Raw genomic sequence first — 20,287 nt, forward strand, 5'->3', positions numbered from 1 at the left:
CCGCCTGGCTTTCGGCGGCCGGGATCATGCTCGGCTCCAGCGGAAAGAGGCCGTCGCGCAACGGCGTCACCGTGAACGCGCCGATCCGGTACGGGCCATTCACGGGCGCGGCCATTGCGGGGAGGGGAATTCCGAGCGGGAGCCGGGCGGACGCAGCAGGGAGTTTAGGGGGAGAGAGTGGCCGGCGCGGGGCGCACCGCAGCGGCTCCGATCCGGTCTTCCCGGATCTGCGCCGCCGCGACCGGGATCGGGGGCTGCCGACGGCGCCGCGTCGGGCACGACCGGCTTTTCCGGATCGCGGGCTCGCCTCCGGCGCGCCGAGATGACGGGGAAACCCCGTTCGCGACCCGTCCGCGTTCCGTCGCCGTCGCGACGGAAGATGGGGCTACCCGATGACGCCCGGGCGCCTCGGACTCCTCGCCCTCCTGACGACGCTGATCCTCGATCAGGCCTCGAAGCTGGGGCTCTACTTCGGTACCGACCTGGTCCTGACCCAGCCCTGGCGCTTCGGCCCCTACGCCGAGTTCGTCGTAGTCTGGAACAGGGGCGTGTCCTACGGCCTGTTCCAGCAAGAGGGCGGCATCGGCCGCTGGCTGCTGGTGGCGCTGTCGCTCGCGGCGGCCCTCGGCCTCAGCGTGTGGATGACCCGCACCGGTTCGCGCCTGCTCGCGACCGCGCTCGGGCTGATCGCCGGGGGCGCGCTCGGCAACGCGATCGACCGGGCGGCCTACGGCGCGGTGTTCGACTTCGTCCACCTGCATGCCGGGGCCTGGTCCTGGTACGTGTTCAACATCGCCGACGCGGCGATCGTGGCGGGCGTCGTCGGGCTGATCCTCGACAGCGTGCTGCCGGAGCGGCGCCCCGGCCCGCCGGGCGAGCCGCCGCCGGCGTGACCGGGAGACCACATCCACAGCCACCTGTCGCCGGCGGCTGGCCGGGAGCGGTCAAGGCGCCATACGATCGCCGGAAACCGGTCCCAGACCCGAAGCGCCGGATCAGGCCGTCAACCGTGCGGCCGCTTCGAGAACCCCGGAACGGGGATCGGGCATCGGTGGGCAAGCTGCGGGGCATCATGATCGGGTATCGGGAGCTCATTCTCATGGCGGCGGCGGCGATCGCCCTGCCGTCGACGGTCCAGGCCCAGGAAACGGGCGAATTGCTGCGCAACACCTTGAGCGGCATCGGCCTTCTCGAGAAGCCGCAGGCGCCGATCGAGTATCGCGAGCGCGCGCCGCTGGTGATGCCGCCCAAGCTCGACGGGAAGTCCCTTCCGGCGCCCCGCGCCGGCGCCGCCTCGGCGCAATGGCCCAAGGAACCCGAGGTGGTCGAGCGCGAGCGCGCCGCCGCCGAGCGCCGTCTGCCCAAGGGCAGCCAGGCGCAGGGTCGCTACGAGGACAACAACGCGACGCTCTCGATCGACGAGATGCGGTCCGGCCGGCGCGCCGACGCCAACCTGACCCGCGAGATCGAGCGCAAGCCCGGCGAGAACAGCCGCGAAGATTCCTGGGTCAACCCGCTCGACCTGATCCGGGGGATCGGCAACGAGAAGACGGAGCCGGCGGCGGCCGAGCCGTCGCGCGACGTGCTCACCGACCCGCCCAAGGGCTATCGCCAGCCGCCGCGGAAGATCGTCCGCAACACCACCGACCCGATCAACAACCCGACCCGCGAGCGCGACGAAGCCGATCCGGGTGTCTATCTGCGTGAGCAGCGGGCGCGCTGAGGTGCGGATGTGACACACGGCGCGTCTCGGTTCCGCACGGGACCGGGACTGGCAAATCCGGTACGGGACTTGCCAATTTAGATACGGGACGTGCCATTTTAGACGATGCCGGCGCGCTCGGAGCCCCGCATCGAACCAGAAACGGACGGTCCTTCGGGGCCGCACGAGGGAAGACGGAATGCATCTGCTCAGGAAGGCGACGCCCACCCTGTTCCCGGCCGGCGGCCGTTTCGCGAATGCGGGACGCGCCGAGGCGGCGCCGTTCGGGCGCTCGGAAGCCGGCGGGCCGGAGGTGTCGGCCTTCACCCTCGACAACGGCCTCGACGTGGTGGTGGTGCCCGATCACCGCGCGCCCGTCGTCACCCACATGATCTGGTATCGCAACGGCTCGGCCGACGATCCGCTCGGCCAGTCGGGCATCGCCCACTTCCTCGAGCACCTGATGTTCAAGGGCACCGAGAAGCACCCGGTCGGCGCCTTCTCCAAGGCCGTCTCCGGCCTCGGCGGCCAGGAGAACGCCTTCACCTCCTACGACTACACCGCCTATTTCCAGCGCGTCGCCCGCGACAACCTCGACACCATGATGGCGTTCGAGGCCGACCGCATGACCGGCCTCGTCCTCGACGACGCGGTGGTGGCGCCGGAGCGCGACGTGGTGCTCGAGGAGCGCCGCATGCGGGTCGAGACCGACCCGTCGGCCCAGCTCTCGGAGGCGATGGCCGCCTCGCTCTTCGTGCACCATCCCTACGGCATCCCGATCATCGGCTGGATGCACGAGATCGAGGAGCTGAACCGCGGCCACGCCCTCGACTACTACAAGCGCTTCTACACCCCCGAGAACGCGATCCTGGTGGTCGCCGGCGACGTGACGCCCGACGAGGTCCGGCGCCTGGCCGAGGCGACCTACGGGCGCGTCGCGCCGCAGGGCGCCCGCCCGATCCGCGTCCGTGCGCGCGAGCCGGAGCCGAAGGCGCTGCGCCGCCTCGCGGTGGCGGACCCGAAGGTCGAGCAGCCGACGCTGCAGCGGCTCTATCTCACCCCGTCCTGCATCACCGCCCGCGACGGCGGCTGTCACGATCTCGAGCTGCTCGCCGAGGTGCTCGGCGGCGGCTCCACCTCCTATCTCTACCGCAAGCTGGTGATGGAAAGCGGCCTCGCGGTCAACGCGGGCGCCTGGTACATGGGCTCGGCGATCGATGACACCCGCTTCTCCGTCTACGCGGTGCCCGCCGAGGGCGTCAGCCTGGAGAAGCTGGAGGCCGAGGTCGACCGCGTGCTGCGGCGCGTGCCGTCGGATGCGCTGAACGCCGAGGCGATCGAGCGGGCCAAGACCCGCCTCGTGGCCGAGACGGTGTACTCTTCCGACAGCCAGTCCTCGCTCGCCCGCATCTACGGTTCCGCGCTCGCCATCGGCGAGACCATCGAGGAAGTGCGGCGCTGGCCGTCCGACATCGAGGGCGTCACCCGGGAGCGCCTAGCCGAGGCGAGCGAGCGCTGGCTGACGCCGTCGCGCTCGGTCACCGGCTACCTCGTCAAGTCCAGCGACCCGGACGCACCGATGGCCATCGCCGCCGAGTAGAGACGTTCGGCCTGCGGCGCCCGGCGCCGCACCCAGACATCAAGAACAACGAGGTCGTCCATGAACTTCGCCGACACCGACCTGGCCGAGACCCCGGTCCGCTCCAAGGCGAGTCCGGCCAAGGCGCTGCCGATCCAGACCGCCGCCGGCATCGAGGCGTGGCACGTCGAATCGCCGGTGGTGCCGATGATCGCCCTGGCCTTCACCTTCGAGGGCGGCGCGGCGCAGGACCCCGAGGGCAAGTCGGGCTGCGCCCAGATGCTGGCACGCCTCCTCGACGAGGGCGCGGGCGATCTCGGCTCCGACGCCTTCCAGGAGCGGCTCGCGGCGCGCGCCATCGAGCTGTCGTTCCATGCCGGCCCCGACGCGATCGGCGGCTCGCTGAAGATGCTGGTCAAGCACGCCGACGAAGCAATCGAGCTGCTGGCCCTGGCGCTCGCGAAGCCGCGCTTCGACGCCGACGCGATCGAGCGGGTCCGCGGCCAGGTGATCGCCGGCCTGCGCTACCAGCAGAACGATCCGGGCGTGATGGCCTCGCGCCGCTTCTTCGCCGAAGCGTTCGCCGGGCACGCCTACGGACGCCCGTCCTCGGGCACGATCGAGGCGGTCTCGGCGATCACCCGCGACGACCTCGTGGCGATGCATGCCCGGCTGCTCGGTCGCGGCGCGGTGAAGGTCGCCGCCGTCGGCGCGATCGGCGCCGAACAGCTCGCCGCGAGCCTCGACCGCGCCTTCGGTGCGCTGCCCGAGGCCGGCGGCCTGCGCGCGATCGAGCGGACCACGGTGGGCGACCTCGGCAAGCGCGTCGTCGTCGATCTCGACGTGCCGCAATCGGTAATTCGCTTCGGCATGGCCGGCGTCGCCTGGCGCGACCCCGACTTCATTCCCGCCTACGTGCTCAACCACATTCTCGGCGGCGGCGCCTTCACCTCGCGCCTGTTCCAGGAGGTCCGCGAGAAGCGCGGCCTCGCCTACTCGGTCGGGACCTCGCTGGTCAGCCATCGCTCGGCGGCGATGACCTGGGGCTACACCGCCACCAAGAACGAGCGCGTCGGCGAGGCGCTGTCGGTCATCGGGGACGAGATCAACCGCCTGATCGCCGACGGCCCGGACGACGAGGAGCTGCAGAAGGCCAAGGACTACCTGACCGGCTCCTACGCGCTCGGCTTCGACACCTCGACCAAGATCGCCCACCAGCTGGTGCAGATCGCGTTCGAGGGCCTAGGAATGGACTACATCGAGCGCCGCAACGCCCTGGTGTCCTCGGTCACGCAGGACGACATCCGCCGCGCCGGCGCGCGGACCTTCGCCGACGGCCGGATGCTGGTCGTCGCCGCCGGGCGGCCGGTCGGCCTCTGACACAGGCTCGATGACCCCCGTCGTGGGGACTGTTCCATCTTTTCGCGGTGCCGCACGTTCTTTCGCCGGACCGGCGACCGCTTCGACGGAAGATGCTCTCGCCGATGCAGCTCACCGGGATCCACCATCTCACCGCCATCACCGCGCGGGCCGCGGAGAACCACGCGTTCTACACCCGCGTGCTCGGCCTGCGGCTCGTCAAGAAGACGGTGAACCAGGACGACGTCTCGGCCTACCACCTGTTCTACGCCGACGGGCTGGCCTCGCCCGGCACCGACGTGACCTTCTTCGACTGGCCGGCGCCGCCCGAGCGGCGCGGGACGAACAGCATCACCCGCACGCACCTGCGCGTCGCCGGCCCGGCGGCGATCGACGCTTGGCGCGAGCGCCTCGCGCGGGAGGGCGTGGCCCACTCCGAGCCGGTCGAGCGCGACGGACGCCTGACCCTGGATTTCGAGGATCCGGAAGGCCAGCGCCTGAGCCTCGTCGACGACGGCGGCGCGGGCGATGCGCACCCCTGGGCCGGCAGCCCGGTGATGCCCGAGCATCAGATCCGCGGGCTCGGCCCGATCCGCCTCGCCGTCGCTCAGCCGGAGCGGACCGGCTCGGTGCTCGTGGACGTCCTTGGGATGCGGCATGACCGCAGCTTCGAGGCGCCTGAGGGAACGGTCCACGTCTTCGCCATGGGAGAGGGCGGGTCGGCCGCCGAGGTGCAGCTCGTCGGCGACGCCTCCGCCCCCGCCCGCCAGGGCGCCGGCTCGGTGCACCACGTCGCCTTCCGAATCCCCGATGCGGATTACGCAGCCTGGGCCGACCGGCTCAAGGTGCGGCGGATGCCGTCGAGCGGTCCGGTCGACCGCTACTACTTCCGCAGCCTGTATTTCCGCGAGCCGAACGGCATCCTGTTCGAGATCGCCACCGACGGCCCCGGCTTCACCGCGGACGAGCCGCTCGACCGGCTCGGTCAGGGCCTCGCCCTGCCGCCGTTCCTCGAGCCGCGGCGCGCCGAGATCGAGGCCGGGCTGAAGCCGCTCTAGGTCGGATCGCCGCGGGTATTAAGAGCGATTCCAATCAGTTGCGGTTGCATGGCTGTGTGTCGTCGGCGCGTCTTGACCTGCGTTCCGCACCTGCGAAAAGACCGCCAAACCCATCGGGATTCGGGACACCTCAGTCGATGAGCAAGTTCTACGAGGAGCGCGTTCTGTCGGTCCACCACTGGACCGACACGCTCTTCTCCTTCCGCACGACCCGCGATCCGGCCTTCCGCTTCCGGAACGGCGAGTTTACGATGATCGGCATCGAGGTCGAAGGCCGGCCGCTGCTGCGCGCCTACAGCGTCGTCTCGGCCAACTACGAGGAGGAGCTGGAATTCTTCTCGATCAAGGTCGAGGCCGGCCCGCTCACCTCGAAGCTGCAGCACCTCAAGGTCGGCGACCCGATCATCGTCGGCAAGAAGCCCACCGGCACGCTGGTGCTCGACAACCTGCTTCCGGGCAAGAACCTCTACCTCCTCGGCACCGGCACCGGGCTCGCGCCCTTCATGTCGATCATCAAGGACCCGGAGACCTACGAGCGCTTCGAGAAGGTCGTGCTCGTCCACGGCTGCCGGCAGGTGCAGGAGCTCGCCTACGGCGAGACCATCACCGAGAGCCTGCCGAAGCACGAGTTCCTCGGCGAAATGATCAGCGCGCAGCTGATCTACTACCCGACCGTGACCCGCGAGCCGTTCCGCAACCGCGGCCGCATCACCGACCTGATGACTTCGGGCAAGCTGTTCGAGGATATCGGCCTGCCGAACATGTCGGTCGAGAACGACCGCTTCATGCTCTGCGGCAGCCCCGACATGATCCGCGACACCCGCGAGCTGCTGACCAACGGCGGCTACGAGGAGGGCAACCACGGCGAGGCCGGTCACTACGTGATCGAGAAGGCCTTCGTCGAGAAGTAGGGTCTTCCGGGACCCGCCGAGAACCACCGTCGTCGTCCCGGCTCGGCGCAGCGGAGCCCGGGATCCAGAACCGCCGAGGGCGCAAGCTGGAGCACGACCTGCGGTTCCGGAGCCCGGGTTCGCCTTCGGCGCCCCGGGATGACGGGGAGGGCATGGCCACCGTGATCGCTCGCGCGATCGTTTCGGGCAGCTGCGCCCTTCTCAATCCTGCGCTGGAATCCCCACCAGACCCCGCACCTCCTGAGCCAGGTCCGACAGGCTGACCGAGCCCTTGCTGATCACCCGGTCCGCCTGCCCGGCGAGCCGGCGTCGGTCCTCGGCCGTGATGTCCTTGGCGGTGAGCACCACCACGGGGATGTCGCGCCACTCCGCCCGCGTCCGCAGGGCGCGCAGGAAGCCGAAGCCGTCCATCTCCGGCATCATCAGGTCCAGGAGAACGAGGGCGGGCTTCTCCCGCGCCACCTCCTCCAGCGCGATTTTGCCGTGCTCGGCCGAGCGCACCGGAAAGCCCTCGCGTTCCAGGAAGGTCGTCACGCGCTCGCGGGCGTCGGGATCGTCCTCGACGACGAGGATCGGTCCCTCGGCATTGCCGGGGCGGAACCGGTCGGTGACGGCCTTGAGGTGCCCCCACTCGATCGGCTTGTGCAGGTAGTCGGTGGCGCCGAGTGAGAAGGCGAGGTTCTGCTCGTCGAGCACCGTCACCATGATGATCGGCGTCGCGCCGAGTTCAGGGTCGGCCCGGAGCGCGCGCAGCACCGACCAGCCGTCCATCCGCGGCATGGTCACGTCGAGGAGGATCGCGCGGGGGCGCAGGGCCCTGGCCCGTTCCAGGCCCTGGCGTCCGTCCTCCGCCGTGGAGACCACGAAGCCCTCCTTCTCGAGGAAGCGCGCGAGCAGGTCGCGCGTCGCCGCATCGTCGTCGATGACGAGGATGCGGTTTCCCACCGCCGTATCCTCCCCGTGTGCCGCTCCGGCGTCGGGGCCGGAGAACTGCGCCGGCAGGATCAGCGTGAAGGTGCTGCCTGCGCCTTCGCGGCTCGCGACCTCGACGGTGCCGCCCAGCAGCTCGGCGAAGGCGCGGGTGATCGAGAGGCCGAGCCCGGTGCCGCCGAAGCGCCGGGTCGTGGAGGCGTCGGCCTGGGTGAAGCGCTCGAACAGCCGCCCGACCTGCTCGTCGGTCATGCCGATCCCCGTATCGCTGACCGCGAAGCAGAGCCTGGCCTCCGCATCGCGCGTCACGGTAAGGCCGATGCGGCCGTTCTCGGTGAACTTCGCCGCGTTGCTCAGAAGGTTGATCAGGCACTGGCGCAGCTTGGTCACGTCGGTATGCGCCGTGCCGACGTCCTCGGCGATCGTCAGGTCGAGAGCGTTCTCCTTCTTGGCGATCAGACCCTCGACCGTGGCGGCGACCTCGGCCACGACCTCGGCGACGGAGAAGTCCTCGGCGTAGATCTCCACGCGCTCGGCCTCGATCTTCGACAGGTCGAGGACGTCGTTGATCAGCCCGAGAAGGTGGCGGGCGTTCGACTCGATCTTCTTCATGTCGGCGATCAGCGAGGGCTCGCCGAGGTCTTCCAGCTCCTCCTGCAGCATCTCGGAATAGCCGATCACCGCAGACAGCGGCGTGCGCAGCTCGTGGCTCATGTTAGCCAGGAACTGGCTCTTGGCGCGGTTGGCGTCCTCCGCCGCCTGACGAGCCGCCTCGACGGCGGCCTCGGCCGCCTTGCGCTCGGTGATGTCGGTATGCGTGCCGACCCATTCCCGCAGGCGCCCGTCCTCGGCGAGGATCGGCACGGCGCGCACCGCCATGTGGCGGTACTCGCCGTCGGCCCGGCGCAGGCGGTGCTCGGTCTCGTAGGGCTGCAGCGTCGAGACCGCCACGGTCCAGGCCTCGGCCGTATGCGCCCGGTCGTCCACGTGGATCGCGTCGAGGAAGCCCTCCCCGCCATAGGCCGCGTCGTCCTGGCCGGTGAAGCGCGTCCAGGAGGCCTGCCGCGGGTGCAAGGTACCCTCGGCCGTCGCGGTCCAGACGATTGACGCGCTCGCCTCGATCAGCGAGCGGAAGCGCTCCTCGCTGCGGCGCATGCGCTCCTCGACCATCCAGCGCAGGGTCTCGTCGAGAACGACGATGCCGACGCCCTCGATCGCCGGCTCGACCTCAGAGGAGGTGCCGCGGAGGGGATAGAAGCTCATCGAGAAGCGGCGCACGCCGCCGGGGGCCGAGGGCGTCGGGACGGCGACCGGCACGTCGGGCGTCACCAGCCCTTCGTGGAGGGCTGCGGCGAGCTTCGGACCCAGGGCGTCGGCGAGGGTCGGCAGCATCGCCCAGATCGGGGCGCCGAGATCGGCGCCGAAGCCGCGCTCGCTCATCACCGCCAGCGCCCGGTTCATGTGGCGGATCTTGAGATCGCGGTCGAGGAAGCCGAGGCCGACGGGGGCATTGGCGAGCACCCCGTCGAGCAGGCCCGACATCCGCATCGCCTCCCGGCGGCGGACGAGGGCGAGGCGGGCGAGGAGCACGATCGCCACGACCGCGCAGACCGCCGTGAGGATCGACAGCAGCAGGGAACGCGCGGCGTCGCGGCTGCGATCGGCCTCCATCCGCCGGGCGATCGAGGCCTGCAATCCTGCGGTCTCGGCGCGGATCGCGTCCATCTGCTGCTTGCCGACGCCGGTGCGGACGATCTCGGTCGCCGCATCGAAGCTCACGTCCCGCCGCGCGGCGACGACCCGGGCCGCGAAGTCGCGCTTGTCCGCGATGAGAGCGGCAAGGGACGTCCCGCCCTGGCGCAGCGGCACCTGGGCGAGGCTGCCGAGCCCGGCGAGACCGGTGTCGATCGCGCCGAGCGCCTTCTGGTAGGGCTCGAGGTAGACGTCGCCGCCGACGAGGACGTAGCCGCGCTCGCCGGTCTCGAGGTCCTTCACCGCCGAGAGCAGCCGCTCGAGCCCCGAGATCCGGGTGTTTCCGGCCGCGACCGCCGCGCGGCTCGCCTCGCCGCCGACGTAGTTCCAGCCACCCGCCACCAGGGCGACGATCAGGAGGCCGAAGGCGACCGGCGAGCCGAGCAGCCCGGCGAAGGGCCGTGCGCTGCGCCAGTTCGACCGACGCAGGAACGAGATCGATCGGGGGCTCACCACGCGACGACCATCCCGAACCCGCCCCGCATCGCAGCACCACCCGCGGCGAGCGGGTGTTTCGTATCGGTGATCATCTCGGGCGCCTCGGATCGGCCCGGCGACGTGCCGAGGCGACCTGCGCAGACATAGACGGGACGGGGCGGTTGTCGAAGCCTTACCCGTCGAAGCTCGGGCGGCCGCGAAGCCGCATCAGGTCTCGACGAGGCCGGTCGTGGCGCCGGAGGCTTCCGAATCCGCCCGTCCATGCGGCAGGGCGAGGTATTCGGTCGATCGCATCTCGATCAGGCGGGACACGGTGCGGTCGAACTCGAAGGCCTCGCGGCCCTCGCGGACCGTGTAGAGGTCCTGCGCTTCCGCCGCGGCCGAGGCGACGAGCTTCACGTGGCGGTCGTACAGGGTGTCGATCAGGGTGATGAAGCGCTTGCACTCGTTGCGGTTCTGCTCGCCCATCACCGGGATGTCCTCGACGATCACCGTGTGGAAGGCCCGGGCGATCGCCATGTAGTCGGAGGCGCCGAGCGGCTGGGCGCAGAGGTCGGCGAAGGAGAACCGGGCGACGCCGGCCGCCTCCTGCGGCACCGGCACGGCGCGGCCGTGCACGGTGATCGTCGCCGACCGGCCCTTGGCCTTCCCGGTCAGCCCCTTGAACGCGGCATCGATCGCGGCTCGGGCCTCCGCGTCCGCGGGCACATGGTAGACCGATGCGCCGCCGAGCTTCTCAAGGCGGAAATCCGTGCGCGAATCCAGGCGCAGCACCTCGACCCGCTCCTTCAGCTCCTCGACGAAGGGCAGGAACAGCGCGCGGTTGAGGCCGCCCTCGTAGAGGCGGTCCGGCTCGACGTTCGAGGTCGCGACTACCGTCACGCCGCGCCTGAACAGCGCGCCGAACAGCCGGCCGAGGATCATCGCGTCGGCGATGTCGGTGACCGTGAACTCGTCGAAGCACAGCAGCGTCGCCTCGTCGGCGAGCGCGTCGGCGACGGGGCCGATCGGGTCGTCGCCCTTCACCTCGCCGCGCTTCAGCGCCTGGCGGTAGGCGTGGATGCGCTCGTGCGCGTCGGCGAGGAAGCCGTGGAAATGGACGCGGCGCTTCGGCCCGGGGGCGGCCTCGTGGAACAGGTCCATGAGCATGGTCTTGCCGCGCCCGACCGAGCCCCAGATGTAGAGGCCCTTCGGCGGCCCGACGCTGTCCTTCCGCGAGAACAGCCAGCCGAGCGCGCTGCCCTTCTTGGCGCGACGCCTCCGCTCGAGGTCGAGGACCAGGCGGTCGAGGGCGCGCACCAGCCGCGCCTGGGCCGGGTCGCGCTCGATCGCGCCGGAGGCGATCAGCGCCTCGTAGCGATCGTGGACGGGGCCGGGAGAAAGCGCACCGCTGCGCGCATCGGCGGAGGGCGCATGGCTCGGCGAGGTTGGGCTCACGGCTTCCGGCTCACGACCACGGGATCCTGCTCGGCATCCGCGCGGTGCTGCAACGCGGGACCCGTCCCAACCGTCTGCCGCGCGCGGGCGGGTCGATCAACCCCGCGTCGCACCGCGATGCAACAGAAGTGGTTCCATCCCCTGCATGCATGTCAGCCCTGGCGACGCGATGCGACGACGAATTGTTGCATTGCACAATCGGCTTGGCGGTGTGAGACCCTGCCTGCCTCGAGGGAGGGCACGCCCGGATGCGCGCACCCAGCGCGCCGATACCGGAGACCTGCACATGGCATTGCCCGAGCCGAAACCGGCGGGACACACGATCCGACGCCTGCGCGCGAGCGACCGCGCGCAGATCCTCGCCTACTTCCTGCGCTTGGACCCCGAAACCCGCGCGAACCGGTTCATGGGAAGCGTCGGCGAGGCCGGGATCCGTGCCTATGCCGAGCGCGCCGTCATGGCCGACGGATTGATCTTCGGTGCCTTTGTGTCCGGCACCCTGCGCGGGGTCGCGGAGCTGCGACCGTCCGGCCCGGGTGCGACGCCGCTCGACCTCGGCAGGCAGGCCGAGCCGGCCTTCGCGGTGGAGCGCGCCTACCGGCGTCGCGGCATCGGCGGGGCGCTGTTCGCGCGGATCACGGAAGCGGCGCGCAATCGTGGCGTCGGCGATTTGCACGTGCGGTGCTTGGCCATGAACGGACCGATGCGCCGCCTCGCGATCCGGCACGGCGCCGACTTGCAGGCCAGCGGGACGGAGGCCGAGGCCGCCGTGCACCTCGAACGGCCCACCCCGTTCTCGCTCTGGCACGAGAGCATCGCCGAGGCGTTCGACCTGACGATCGCGGCGCTTCAGTCGCGAAACCCGCCGCCCGCGTGAGAACGATCGCGCCCCCGCTCAACCGATCGGGTCGGCCACCAGGGCGAAGGTGAGCAGGTCGACCGAGGCCGCCCCGCCGCGCAGCAGGGCGCGGGCGGCGGCGTTGGCGGTCGCGCCGGTGGTGGTGACGTCGTCGACGAGGAGGACGCGCCGTCCCTGGATGCCGGCCCGATGCGCCGCCGGCACCCGGAAGGCGCCCTGAAGGTTCTCGGCACGCCCGGCGCGAGTCAGCCCGACCTGCGAGCGCGTCGCCTTCACCCGCGCCAGGGCCTGCGGCAGGAACGGCAGGCTGCCGGCCTGGGCGACCGGCCGCGCCAGCAGCGCCGCCTGGTTGAACCGCCGCCGCCACAGGCGCCAGCGATGCAGCGGCACCGGCACGACGCAGTCGGCCTCCGCGATCAGCGCCGCGCCGGACGCCGCCATCATCGCGGTCATCGCCTTGGCGAGGTCGAGGCGGTCCTGGTACTTCAGGCGATGGACGAGGCCGCGGGCGGTGTCGTCGTAGAGCGCCACGGCGCGGGCCCGCGCGAAGACCGGCGGCTCGCTGATCGCCCGCGGCGACAGCAGGGGACCGATTCCGAGATCGACGGCGAACGGGGTGCCGTACCGCGCGCAGCACGGCTCCTCGATGAAGCGCAGGCCGGCCCAGCAGGACGGGCAGAGCGCGCCGGGATCGGCGGTCGCCGCGCCGCAGCCGGCGCAGGACGGCGGGTAGACGAGACCGACCACGGCGCGGGCAGCGCGACCCAGAACGGCGAAAGGCCGCGCGCCCTGCGTCGCACGGCCGATCTCGATGCTCGACGTCTCAGGCGCGTGCACGGCCCGATCCGTCCGCCGCACCGACGCGATCGGGAGCGTGCCTCAGCGCGTCGTCGGCGCGGTCTGGTCGTTGCGGCGGGCCTCGGCATTCGCGCGATGGCGGCCGATGGCGCAGCCGGCCGCGGCGCCGACGAGCCCATGATGGCCGGCATAGTGCCCGGCGATCCCGCCGACGATGGCGCCCTTGATGCAACCCTTGGCATCGGCGGCCGAGCCGAAAGCGACGATCGAGAGGGCCAGCGCGGCCCCGGACAGGAAGCGGATCATGGGATGGGACTCCGGTACGCGGCCGAGCGGCCGATGGAACTGACCAGGAACGGCGACGCCCCGGTCCCGTTCCACCCTCTCAGAAGTGTGATCGTCGTCCGGGCCTCGCCACCCGTCGGTCGCGCCGCTGGCAAGACAGCGATCCGAGCGCCATGTGATGGGGCAGATGACAGCGCCTTCGCCCCTGTTCGACACCGTCCTCACCCGCCGACGCCTGGCGCGGGCGCAGCGTGCGGGCTTTGCCGATTTCCTGATCGCCCGTGTCGCGGAGGATCTCGACGATCGCCTCGGCGCGGTGCTGCGCGACTTCACCCGAAGCCTCGATCTCGCGACGCCGACCGCGGCGGCCGCGCGCGTCCTGTCGGCGCGTTACCCCGACGCGACGGTCCTGCGCCTCGCGCCGATCCTGGACCGGGCCGTGCCCGGCGTCCGGCAGGCGGTCGCCGACCCCGAGGCGCTGCCGGCCGCGCCCGAGGGTTTCGACCTCGCCGTGTCGCTGCTGGCGCTCCAGGGCGTCAACGATCTTCCCGGGACGCTGGTGCAGCTCCGCCGTTCGCTTCGCCCCGACGGGCTGTTCCTCGGCTGCCTGCTCGGCGGCGCCACCTTGAACGAGCTGCGGGCGAGCTTCGCCCAGGCCGAGAGCGAGGTCGAGGGCGGCGTCAGCCCGCGGGTCGCGCCGTTCGCCGAGGTGCGCGAGGCCGGCGCCCTGCTGCAGCGCGCCGGCTTCGCCCTGCCGGTCGCCGACACCGAGACCGTGACGGTGCGCTACGCAGACCCGTTTTCCCTGATGCGGGACCTGCGCGCCATGGGCCTGACCAACGCGCTGGTCGAGCGCCGCCGCACGCCCCTGCGGCGGGCGACGCTGATGCGGATGGCGGACATCTACGCGTCGCGCTTCGCCGACGCGGACGGGCGGCTTCGCGCCAGCTTCGAGATCCTGTGGCTCACCGGCTGGGCGCCGCATGCGAGTCAGCAGGTCCCGCTGAAGCCCGGCAGCGCGAAGGCACGGCTCGCCGACGCCCTCGGCACCATCGAGTTGAACCCGACCGAGAGGATTCCGCGATGAAGCAACCCGGCCCCGACCATCCGATCACCATCACGCCGCATCCGGGCCGCGTCCGGGTGATGCTCGACGGCGTCGCCGTCGCCGAGAGCGAGCGGGTGCTTTCCCTCAAGGAAGCGTCGTACCCTCCGGTTCTCTACATTCCGCGCAGCGATGCCGACCTCTCGCGTTTCACGAAGTCGGCGCGGACCAGCCACTGCCCGTACAAGGGCGATGCGAGCTACTTCAGCCTCGCGGTCGGCGACGCATCGCGTCCCGACGCGGTCTGGAGCTACGAGGCGCCGTTTCCGGCGGTCGCCGAGATCGCAGGGCATCTCGCCTTCTACCCGGACCGCGTCGACGCGATCGAGACGGTGTGATTCAGCTTCACGCCGGCACGAGCGACCAGAACCCGTGCTTGCGTCCATGCGCCGTCCGCAGGCCGGTGCGGTAGGCCTCGGGCGGCGGATCGATCGATCCCGGCGCCAGGCGCGGCGCCATTCCGTCGAGGGCGGCGAGGTGGCGGGCGGCATAGGGGTAGGCGCTGCTGCGTCCGTCCCGGAGGATGTCGTCGATCATCCGGCGCAGCAGCAGCGTCGCCGCGGCCGGATGATCGGGCTCCAGCGCCTCCGCCGCCAGACCGAGCAGGCGATAGGCCTCGCTCCGCCACTCCGCGCGGCGATCGAAGACGAGGCGCGCCGCGCGGTCGAGGCTCGGCCACGCCACCAGGAAGGCCAGCGCGCGATGGGCATCGTCGTGCCGGGCGACGTGGTCGAGGGCGCGCTCCAGCACCTCCTCGTCCTCGAAATCCGGAAGCTTGGCGATGTGCGCGCGGAGCATGTCGGCGTCGAGCGTCGCTTCGAACCCCTGCCAGCGCAGAGCCTGAGCCTCCTCGCGTCGGTCGAGCGCATCGAGGATGCGGATCTCCAGCCCGATCCGCTCGCGGTCCGGGCCGTCGAGCGCCGCATCTCCGGTCGCGAGCATCGCGCGGGTGATCACGCCGCTCCGCGATGATTTCGGGCGGCGGATCCAATTTAGCGCCTCGGCGGCCCGCCCGGCCGCGAGCAGGCGCCCTGCGATCTCGGTCCCGTCGGGACGGCCGGGCATGATCGCTTGCTCGAGCGCGATGTAGGCCGCGACGTCGCCGCGCCGGTCGGCGATGTCCTGACGGACGCGCAGGATGTTCCCGTGGCGGAGATCGGCTCGCGAGGCCGCGGGCCCGTTCGGTGCATCCGCGGCCCGATGCTTCGTGTCCGCCGCCTCGGCGAGCTTCGCATCGAGCGAGGCGAGGGCGGCAGCGGGGAGGCGCGGGACCAGATCGCGGATCAGCACGCCGAACGGCCCGTAGGGGTCGGCGACGAAGCGCGGGATCAGCGTCAGCGCGAACCGCCCGGCCTCGTCCGGCTCGAGCTCTGCGGCAATCTCGACCACGGCATCCGAAGCGCGCTCGTAGATCGCCTGGATCGCGCCCGAACCGTCGTCCACGCGGTTAAGCACCGCGTCGGCGCCGCCGAGGAAGCGCACCAGGCGTTCGAGAGCCGCCATGCGATCGAGCGGCGCGAGCTCGGTGAGGATCACCGTGACCATCGCGCCGAGATCCGTGGTGAACGCCCGGCGCTTCTGCCAGTCGATGAAGCCGCGGGCGCCCTCCAGGGCGGTCAGCCGCCGGTCGACGATCGCCGCGACCGCTTCCGGCCCCTGCAGGGAGGCGAGCGCCGCGCTCACGAGCTTCTTGAACGCGGCGTTGCGGGCGGTCTCGGCGAGGATCAGGCCGATGAGCCGATCGGGGGCGAGGGCGGCGAGCGTCTCACGGGACGGCGTCGTGCGGCGTGCACCCTTCGGCAGCTTCGCCAGAACCGGCACGACGTCCGGTTCCGGTTCGGTCTTCGGCTTCCGCGGCACCGAGGCCGCCTTGCGTGCCATCGTTCGACGCGGGACGGGTCTCGATCAGTCCGCGACCTTCGCGGTCGGGCGGTCGTCGCCGCGCGCGGTCTCGTCGTGCCACGCGCCGGCACCGTCCTGATAGCGGATGCCCTCGGTCGAGCCCGGCACCTGCTGCTCGGCCGCGGCGGCCTGTGCCGCCTGGAGGGCCTCGTCGCGGCTCGGAAAGGTCTCCGAGAAGACGTCGCCGACCTTGTAGGCGTATCCGCCATCGTGCTCGACGACGTGATAGGTGACTTCGGACATCGAAAACTCCGGTCTTGAGAACAGGATCTGTCCAGCGCGAACACGGGGGCGACGCGCAGGTTCCGCCGGCCGGGCGATCAGTGCCTGGTCGGGACGCCCCACGGCAGCCGTTCGATCGCCGCCTCGCAACCGGCGATCAGCGAGCCGCGTGGATCGTCCGCCGCGTAGCCCACGCCGTCGGCGAAGGCGACGACGTGCACCGCGCCGTCGCTCGTCCGGCGGATGCGGGCGACCCAGCCTTCGGGCGCACGCTCGAAGGTGACGTCGTAGGTCGTGCCGTCGCGCTCGATCCGATGCGGTTCCATGACATTTCCGTTCCCGCCCGCGCCGCCGCAGCCCTATCTGACAAGAGCCACAGGACGAAGGATATCGATGCCCTACCGCACAACGCTCGCCGCCGCGATCCTCGCGGCCGGTTCGCTTCCGGCCCTGGCGCAGGGCAAGGGCTACGCCGGAAGCGCGCTGGGGCTCACCGGATCGGGCGTCCCGTCGAATCCGTTCGCGTCGAACTACCCGTCCGCCCCGCCGCCGCGGGCGGTCATCGAGCGGCGCGAGCGCCGCGCGGTCCGCCGCCCCGTGCGCGAGCCCGGGTTGCTGCCCCCGGGCCGTATCCCGGAATGAGCGCGTGGCTCGCCGACGGCGTCGGAATCCACCTGATCCTGCTGCTGGCGAGCCTGGTGATCGGCCTGATCGCCGTGACGCGCTGACGAAGGCGTCTCAGGCGTCGCCGACGACGCCGGCCTCGTCCTGCGCCTGCAGCACGTCGGGCCGCGGCATCGAGATGATGTTGTAGCCGGAATCGACGAAGTGGATTTCGCCGGTGACGCCGCTGGAGAGGTCGGACAGCAGGTAGAGCGCCGAGCCGCCGACATCGTCGAGCGTCACGGTGCGCCGCAGCGGCGCATGTGCCCTCTGGTGGTTGAACATCAGCCGCGCGTCCGCGATTCCGGCGCCGGCCAGCGTCCGCATCGGCCCGGCCGACAGGGCGTTCACCCGGATGCCGTCCGGGCCGAGATCGGTGGCGAGATAACGCACGGACGCCTCGAGCGCGGCCTTGGCCACGCCCATCACGTTGTAATTCGGCATCACGCGGGTGGAGCCGCCGTAGGTCAGCGTCAGGAGCGAGCCGCCCTCGCGCATGCGCTTGGCCGCCCGCTGCGCGATCTCGGTGAACGAGAAGCACGAGATCGTCATGGTCCGCGAGAAGTTCTCGCGGGTGGTCACGTCGACGTAGCGACCCTTGAGCTGCGCCTTGTCGGAAAAGCCGATGGCGTGGACGACGAAATCGAGGGTGCCGTCGAAGCGCTCGTCCAGGACCGCGAAGGTCGAGTCCACGGAGGCGAGGTCTTCCACGTCGCAGGGCAGGACGATATCGGAATCGAGCCGGGCGGCGAGCGGCGTGACGCGCTTGCCGAGGGCATCGCCCTGATAGGTGAAGGCAAGCTTCGCACCGTGCTGATGCAGGGTTCTGGCGATGCCCCAGCCGATCGAGTGGTCGTTGGCCACGCCCATGATCAAGCCGCGCTTGCCCGCCATCAAACCCGTCATCCGATCCGTCACTCCCGAGCGATGCGCCTCTCCGGGCGCAGTAGACAGGGACCGACGCTTAGGCGCGGGGGACGGCGCTGTCCAATCGGCAACGAGGAAAAAACGAAAGCCCCGCCATCCGGCGGGGCTCGATGACGGCCGAAGAGGGCGTTCGCGCTAGAAATAGCCGCGCGTCTGGGCCTTGGCGTCGTCGATCAGCGCCTGCTTGGCGTAGATGCCGGCCGAGCCGACGATCACCGCAGCCAGCACGAATCCGATCAGGACGAAGGTCATGCGCGCGCCGCTCCCAGGCATGGCTTTCCGACGAAACCGGAACCGGAAGCATGGGTTCCGGTGGTTAACGATCCCTTTCGCCGCGGATCGTTCCCGAATGCCGTGTCGGTCGCCGCCGGGGGAGGATCGCAGGTCTTGCTCGACGCGTCAGGCGTCGACGTTCTTCAGCACCAGGGTCGCGTTGGTGCCGCCGAAACCGAACGAGTTTGACAGCACGTGCCCGAGCTTGGCCCCGTCCCGGCGCTCGCGCAGGATCGGCATGTCGGCGAAGGCGGGATCGAGCTCGTCGATGTGCGCGCTCGCGCTGATGAAGCCGTTGTTCATCATCAGCAGGGCGTAGATCGCTTCCTGGACGCCGGTGGCGCCGAGCGAATGGCCGGTGAGGGACTTCGTCGCCGCGATCGGCGGGCAGGCCTCACCGCGGCCGAAGACCTCGCGGATCGCCTCGATCTCCTTCTCGTCGCCCACCGGCGTCGAGGTGGCGTGCGGGTTGATGTAGTCGATCCGTGCGCCCTTCAGGCCTTCCATCGCCTGGCGCATGCAGCGCACCGCGCCCTCGCCGGACGGCGCCACCATGTCGTACCCATCCGAGGTCGCGCCGTAGCCGGCGATCTCGCCGTAGATCCGCGCGCCGCGCGCCTTGGCGTGCTCGTATTCCTCGAGCACGAGCACGCCGGCGCCGCCCGCGATGACGAAGCCGTCGCGGTTCGCGTCGTAGGCGCGCGAGGCCCGCTCGGGCGTCGCGTTGAACTTCGAGGACATCGCGCCCATCGCGTCGAACAGGACGGAGAGCGTCCAGTCGAGATCCTCGCAGCCGCCGGCGAAGATGATGTCCTGGCGGCCGCCCTGGATGATCTCGGCGGCGTTGCCGATGCAATGGTTCGACGTCGCGCAGGCGGAGGCGATCGAGTAGTTGACGCCCTTGATCTTGAACCAAGTCGCCAGCGTCGCCGACGCGGTCGAGGACATCGCCTTCGGCACCGCGAACGGGCCGACCCGCTTGGGGCCCTTCTCGCGGGCGATCGCCGCCGATTCGACGATCACGCGGGTCGAGGGACCGCCCGAGCCCATGATGATGCCGGTGCGCTCGTTCGAGACGTCGCCGGCTTCGAGACCCGAATCGCGGATCGCCTGATCCATCGCGACGTGGTTCCAGGCGCTGCCGCCGCCGTGGAAGCGCATGGCGCGGCGGTCGACGATGCCCTCAGGGTCGAGGTCGGGCCGGCCAGAGACCTGGCTGCGGAAGCCGTGCTCGGCGTGGGACCCATCGCGCGTGATCCCGGACCGCCCTTCGCGGAGCGAGGCGAGCACTTCCTGGGTGTTGTTTCCGATGGATGAGACGATGCCCATCCCGGTGACGACGACACGGCGCATGAAAGAACTCGTCTCCACGGCGACGCCCCCCGGATGGGGCGAGCGTCACGCTTCCTCGTCAGCTAGGATGCCGCCGGCCTGTTTCCAACCGGCGAGGACGCGCCTCGTTGCGCGAGACGCGTCGGAATCAGGTCCGCCGCTCAGCTCTGGAACAACGCGACGCGCAGATCCTTGGCCTCGTAGATCCGCTTGCCGTCGGCTTCCAGCCATCCGTCGGCGATGCCGAGGACGAGCTTGCCGGTCCGGACCCGACGCAGGTCGACGCCGTAGACCACCTGCTTGACCGTCGGCAGGACCTGGTCCGTGAACTTGACCTCGCCGACGCCGAGCGCCCGGCCGCGGCCGGGCGAACCGAGCCAGCCAAGATGGAAGCCGACAAGCTGCCAGAGGGCGTCGAGCCCGAGGCAGCCCGGCATCACCGGGTCGCCCTTGAAGTGGCAGGAGAAGAACCAGAGGTCGGGCCGGATGTCGAACTCGGCGCGCACCAGGCCCTTGCCGTGGGCGCCGCCCTCGGCACCGATCTCGGTGATGCGGTCGAACATCAGCATCGGCGGCAGCGGCAGCTGGGCGTTGCCCGCGCCAAAGAGTTCGCCGCGCCCGCAGGCGAGCAGGTCCTCGTAGGAATACTGCGAGGCGCGGGGGGCGGTCTGTTCGGTGTCGGACGTCATGAAGGCGGGTCGGTCCTCGTGTCGCGAGCTTCGGTCGGCGGGCCCGGGCCGGCTTCGGCGCCGGCA

20 protein-coding genes and 1 pseudogene are annotated in these 20,287 nt (G+C 70.9%); 10 read left to right on the top strand and 11 right to left on the bottom strand.

The window, feature by feature from the left end; genetic code table 11:
- Nucleotides 1-202, bottom strand: a pseudogene (locus tag MKK68_RS29865) (MBL fold metallo-hydrolase); the annotation flags it as partial.
- A 190-nt stretch (nucleotides 203-392) separates the two neighbouring features.
- On the opposite strand from MKK68_RS29865, the gene lspA reads away from it, so the two are divergent.
- The 6 genes from lspA to MKK68_RS04570 all read left to right on the top strand — a co-directional run bounded on the left by lspA (nucleotide 393) and on the right by MKK68_RS04570 (nucleotide 6,609).
- Entirely contained in the window at nucleotides 393-893 is a 501-nt protein-coding gene (lspA, locus tag MKK68_RS04545) for a signal peptidase II (protein ID WP_244028987.1), read from the top strand.
- A gap of 158 nt (nucleotides 894-1,051) precedes the next feature.
- Entirely contained in the window at nucleotides 1,052-1,723 is a 672-nt protein-coding gene (locus MKK68_RS04550; RefSeq protein ID WP_313898923.1) for a hypothetical protein, read from the top strand.
- 178 nt (nucleotides 1,724-1,901) lie between these two features.
- The gene (locus tag MKK68_RS04555) at nucleotides 1,902-3,302 is read left to right on the top strand and encodes a M16 family metallopeptidase (protein ID WP_147841090.1); all 1,401 of its coding nucleotides are present in this window, start codon (nucleotides 1,902-1,904) and stop codon (nucleotides 3,300-3,302) included.
- A gap of 60 nt (nucleotides 3,303-3,362) precedes the next feature.
- Nucleotides 3,363-4,661 carry a M16 family metallopeptidase gene (locus tag MKK68_RS04560; protein WP_147726274.1) on the top strand — a complete coding sequence of 433 codons (1,299 nt, stop codon included), beginning with the start codon at nucleotides 3,363-3,365 and terminating at the stop codon, nucleotides 4,659-4,661.
- Between the two features lie 104 nt (nucleotides 4,662-4,765).
- Complete coding sequence (locus tag MKK68_RS04565; protein WP_244028989.1) at nucleotides 4,766-5,698, top strand: ring-cleaving dioxygenase; 933 nt, start codon at nucleotides 4,766-4,768, stop codon at nucleotides 5,696-5,698.
- Nucleotides 5,699-5,835: 137 nt separating this feature from the next.
- Nucleotides 5,836-6,609, top strand: a complete 774-nt coding sequence (locus MKK68_RS04570; protein WP_147726273.1) for a ferredoxin--NADP reductase — start codon at nucleotides 5,836-5,838, stop codon at nucleotides 6,607-6,609.
- Nucleotides 6,610-6,810: 201 nt separating this feature from the next.
- Here MKK68_RS04570 and MKK68_RS04575 read toward each other — a convergent pair whose 3' ends face one another.
- Both MKK68_RS04575 and zapE read right to left on the bottom strand, forming a co-directional pair.
- On the bottom strand, nucleotides 6,811-9,747 hold the full coding sequence (locus MKK68_RS04575) for a response regulator (RefSeq protein ID WP_244028991.1): 2,937 nt from the start codon (nucleotides 9,745-9,747) through the stop codon (nucleotides 6,811-6,813).
- A gap of 189 nt (nucleotides 9,748-9,936) precedes the next feature.
- Nucleotides 9,937-11,166 (bottom strand): cell division protein ZapE, encoded by a 1,230-nt coding sequence (gene zapE, locus MKK68_RS04580; protein ID WP_244028993.1) that lies wholly within the window; start codon nucleotides 11,164-11,166, stop codon nucleotides 9,937-9,939.
- A 286-nt stretch (nucleotides 11,167-11,452) separates the two neighbouring features.
- Between zapE and MKK68_RS04585 the strand changes: the two genes are divergently transcribed.
- Complete coding sequence (locus MKK68_RS04585) at nucleotides 11,453-12,043, top strand: GNAT family N-acetyltransferase (protein ID WP_244028995.1); 591 nt, start codon at nucleotides 11,453-11,455, stop codon at nucleotides 12,041-12,043.
- 18 nt (nucleotides 12,044-12,061) lie between these two features.
- Here the strand turns inward: MKK68_RS04585 and MKK68_RS04590 are convergent, their stop codons facing one another.
- Both MKK68_RS04590 and MKK68_RS04595 read right to left on the bottom strand, forming a co-directional pair.
- The gene (locus MKK68_RS04590) at nucleotides 12,062-12,793 is read right to left on the bottom strand and encodes a ComF family protein (RefSeq protein WP_244029195.1); all 732 of its coding nucleotides are present in this window, start codon (nucleotides 12,791-12,793) and stop codon (nucleotides 12,062-12,064) included.
- A 111-nt stretch (nucleotides 12,794-12,904) separates the two neighbouring features.
- Nucleotides 12,905-13,129 (bottom strand): hypothetical protein, encoded by a 225-nt coding sequence (locus MKK68_RS04595; RefSeq protein WP_147726270.1) that lies wholly within the window; start codon nucleotides 13,127-13,129, stop codon nucleotides 12,905-12,907.
- A gap of 166 nt (nucleotides 13,130-13,295) precedes the next feature.
- Between MKK68_RS04595 and MKK68_RS04600 the strand changes: the two genes are divergently transcribed.
- Both MKK68_RS04600 and MKK68_RS04605 read left to right on the top strand, forming a co-directional pair.
- Nucleotides 13,296-14,195 carry a methyltransferase domain-containing protein gene (locus MKK68_RS04600; protein WP_244028998.1) on the top strand — a complete coding sequence of 300 codons (900 nt, stop codon included), beginning with the start codon at nucleotides 13,296-13,298 and terminating at the stop codon, nucleotides 14,193-14,195.
- Nucleotides 14,192-14,551, top strand: a complete 360-nt coding sequence (locus MKK68_RS04605) for a DUF427 domain-containing protein (protein ID WP_147726268.1) — start codon at nucleotides 14,192-14,194, stop codon at nucleotides 14,549-14,551. The genes MKK68_RS04600 and MKK68_RS04605 overlap by 4 nt, the downstream gene beginning before the upstream one ends.
- Nucleotides 14,552-14,558: 7 nt before the next feature.
- Here MKK68_RS04605 and MKK68_RS04610 read toward each other — a convergent pair whose 3' ends face one another.
- The 3 genes from MKK68_RS04610 to MKK68_RS04620 form a co-directional block, all read right to left on the bottom strand.
- A complete protein-coding gene (locus tag MKK68_RS04610; RefSeq protein ID WP_244029001.1) occupies nucleotides 14,559-16,094 on the bottom strand; it encodes a DUF6880 family protein in 1,536 nt (511 codons plus the stop codon).
- A 24-nt stretch (nucleotides 16,095-16,118) separates the two neighbouring features.
- On the bottom strand, nucleotides 16,119-16,358 hold the full coding sequence (locus MKK68_RS04615; RefSeq protein WP_147726267.1) for a DUF2188 domain-containing protein: 240 nt from the start codon (nucleotides 16,356-16,358) through the stop codon (nucleotides 16,119-16,121).
- A gap of 77 nt (nucleotides 16,359-16,435) precedes the next feature.
- Nucleotides 16,436-16,663: a hypothetical protein gene (locus tag MKK68_RS04620; protein ID WP_243936341.1), complete on the bottom strand. Its 228-nt coding sequence runs from the start codon at nucleotides 16,661-16,663 to the stop codon at nucleotides 16,436-16,438.
- Nucleotides 16,664-16,730: 67 nt separating this feature from the next.
- Between MKK68_RS04620 and MKK68_RS04625 the strand changes: the two genes are divergently transcribed.
- A complete protein-coding gene (locus tag MKK68_RS04625; RefSeq protein WP_244029002.1) occupies nucleotides 16,731-16,979 on the top strand; it encodes a hypothetical protein in 249 nt (82 codons plus the stop codon).
- A gap of 96 nt (nucleotides 16,980-17,075) precedes the next feature.
- Here MKK68_RS04625 and fabI read toward each other — a convergent pair whose 3' ends face one another.
- The 3 genes from fabI to fabA form a co-directional block, all read right to left on the bottom strand.
- Nucleotides 17,076-17,906, bottom strand: a complete 831-nt coding sequence (gene fabI / locus MKK68_RS04630) for an enoyl-ACP reductase FabI (RefSeq protein WP_244029004.1) — start codon at nucleotides 17,904-17,906, stop codon at nucleotides 17,076-17,078.
- Between the two features lie 420 nt (nucleotides 17,907-18,326).
- Nucleotides 18,327-19,553 carry a beta-ketoacyl-ACP synthase I gene (gene fabB / locus MKK68_RS04635; protein WP_147727715.1) on the bottom strand — a complete coding sequence of 409 codons (1,227 nt, stop codon included), beginning with the start codon at nucleotides 19,551-19,553 and terminating at the stop codon, nucleotides 18,327-18,329.
- A 140-nt stretch (nucleotides 19,554-19,693) separates the two neighbouring features.
- On the bottom strand, nucleotides 19,694-20,221 hold the full coding sequence (gene fabA / locus MKK68_RS04640) for a 3-hydroxyacyl-[acyl-carrier-protein] dehydratase FabA (protein ID WP_147727714.1): 528 nt from the start codon (nucleotides 20,219-20,221) through the stop codon (nucleotides 19,694-19,696).
- Nucleotides 20,222-20,287: the final 66 nt, after the last annotated feature.

This window comes from Methylobacterium sp. E-016 (assembly GCF_022829745.1).
In the GTDB taxonomy this organism is placed as follows: domain Bacteria; phylum Pseudomonadota; class Alphaproteobacteria; order Rhizobiales; family Beijerinckiaceae; genus Methylobacterium.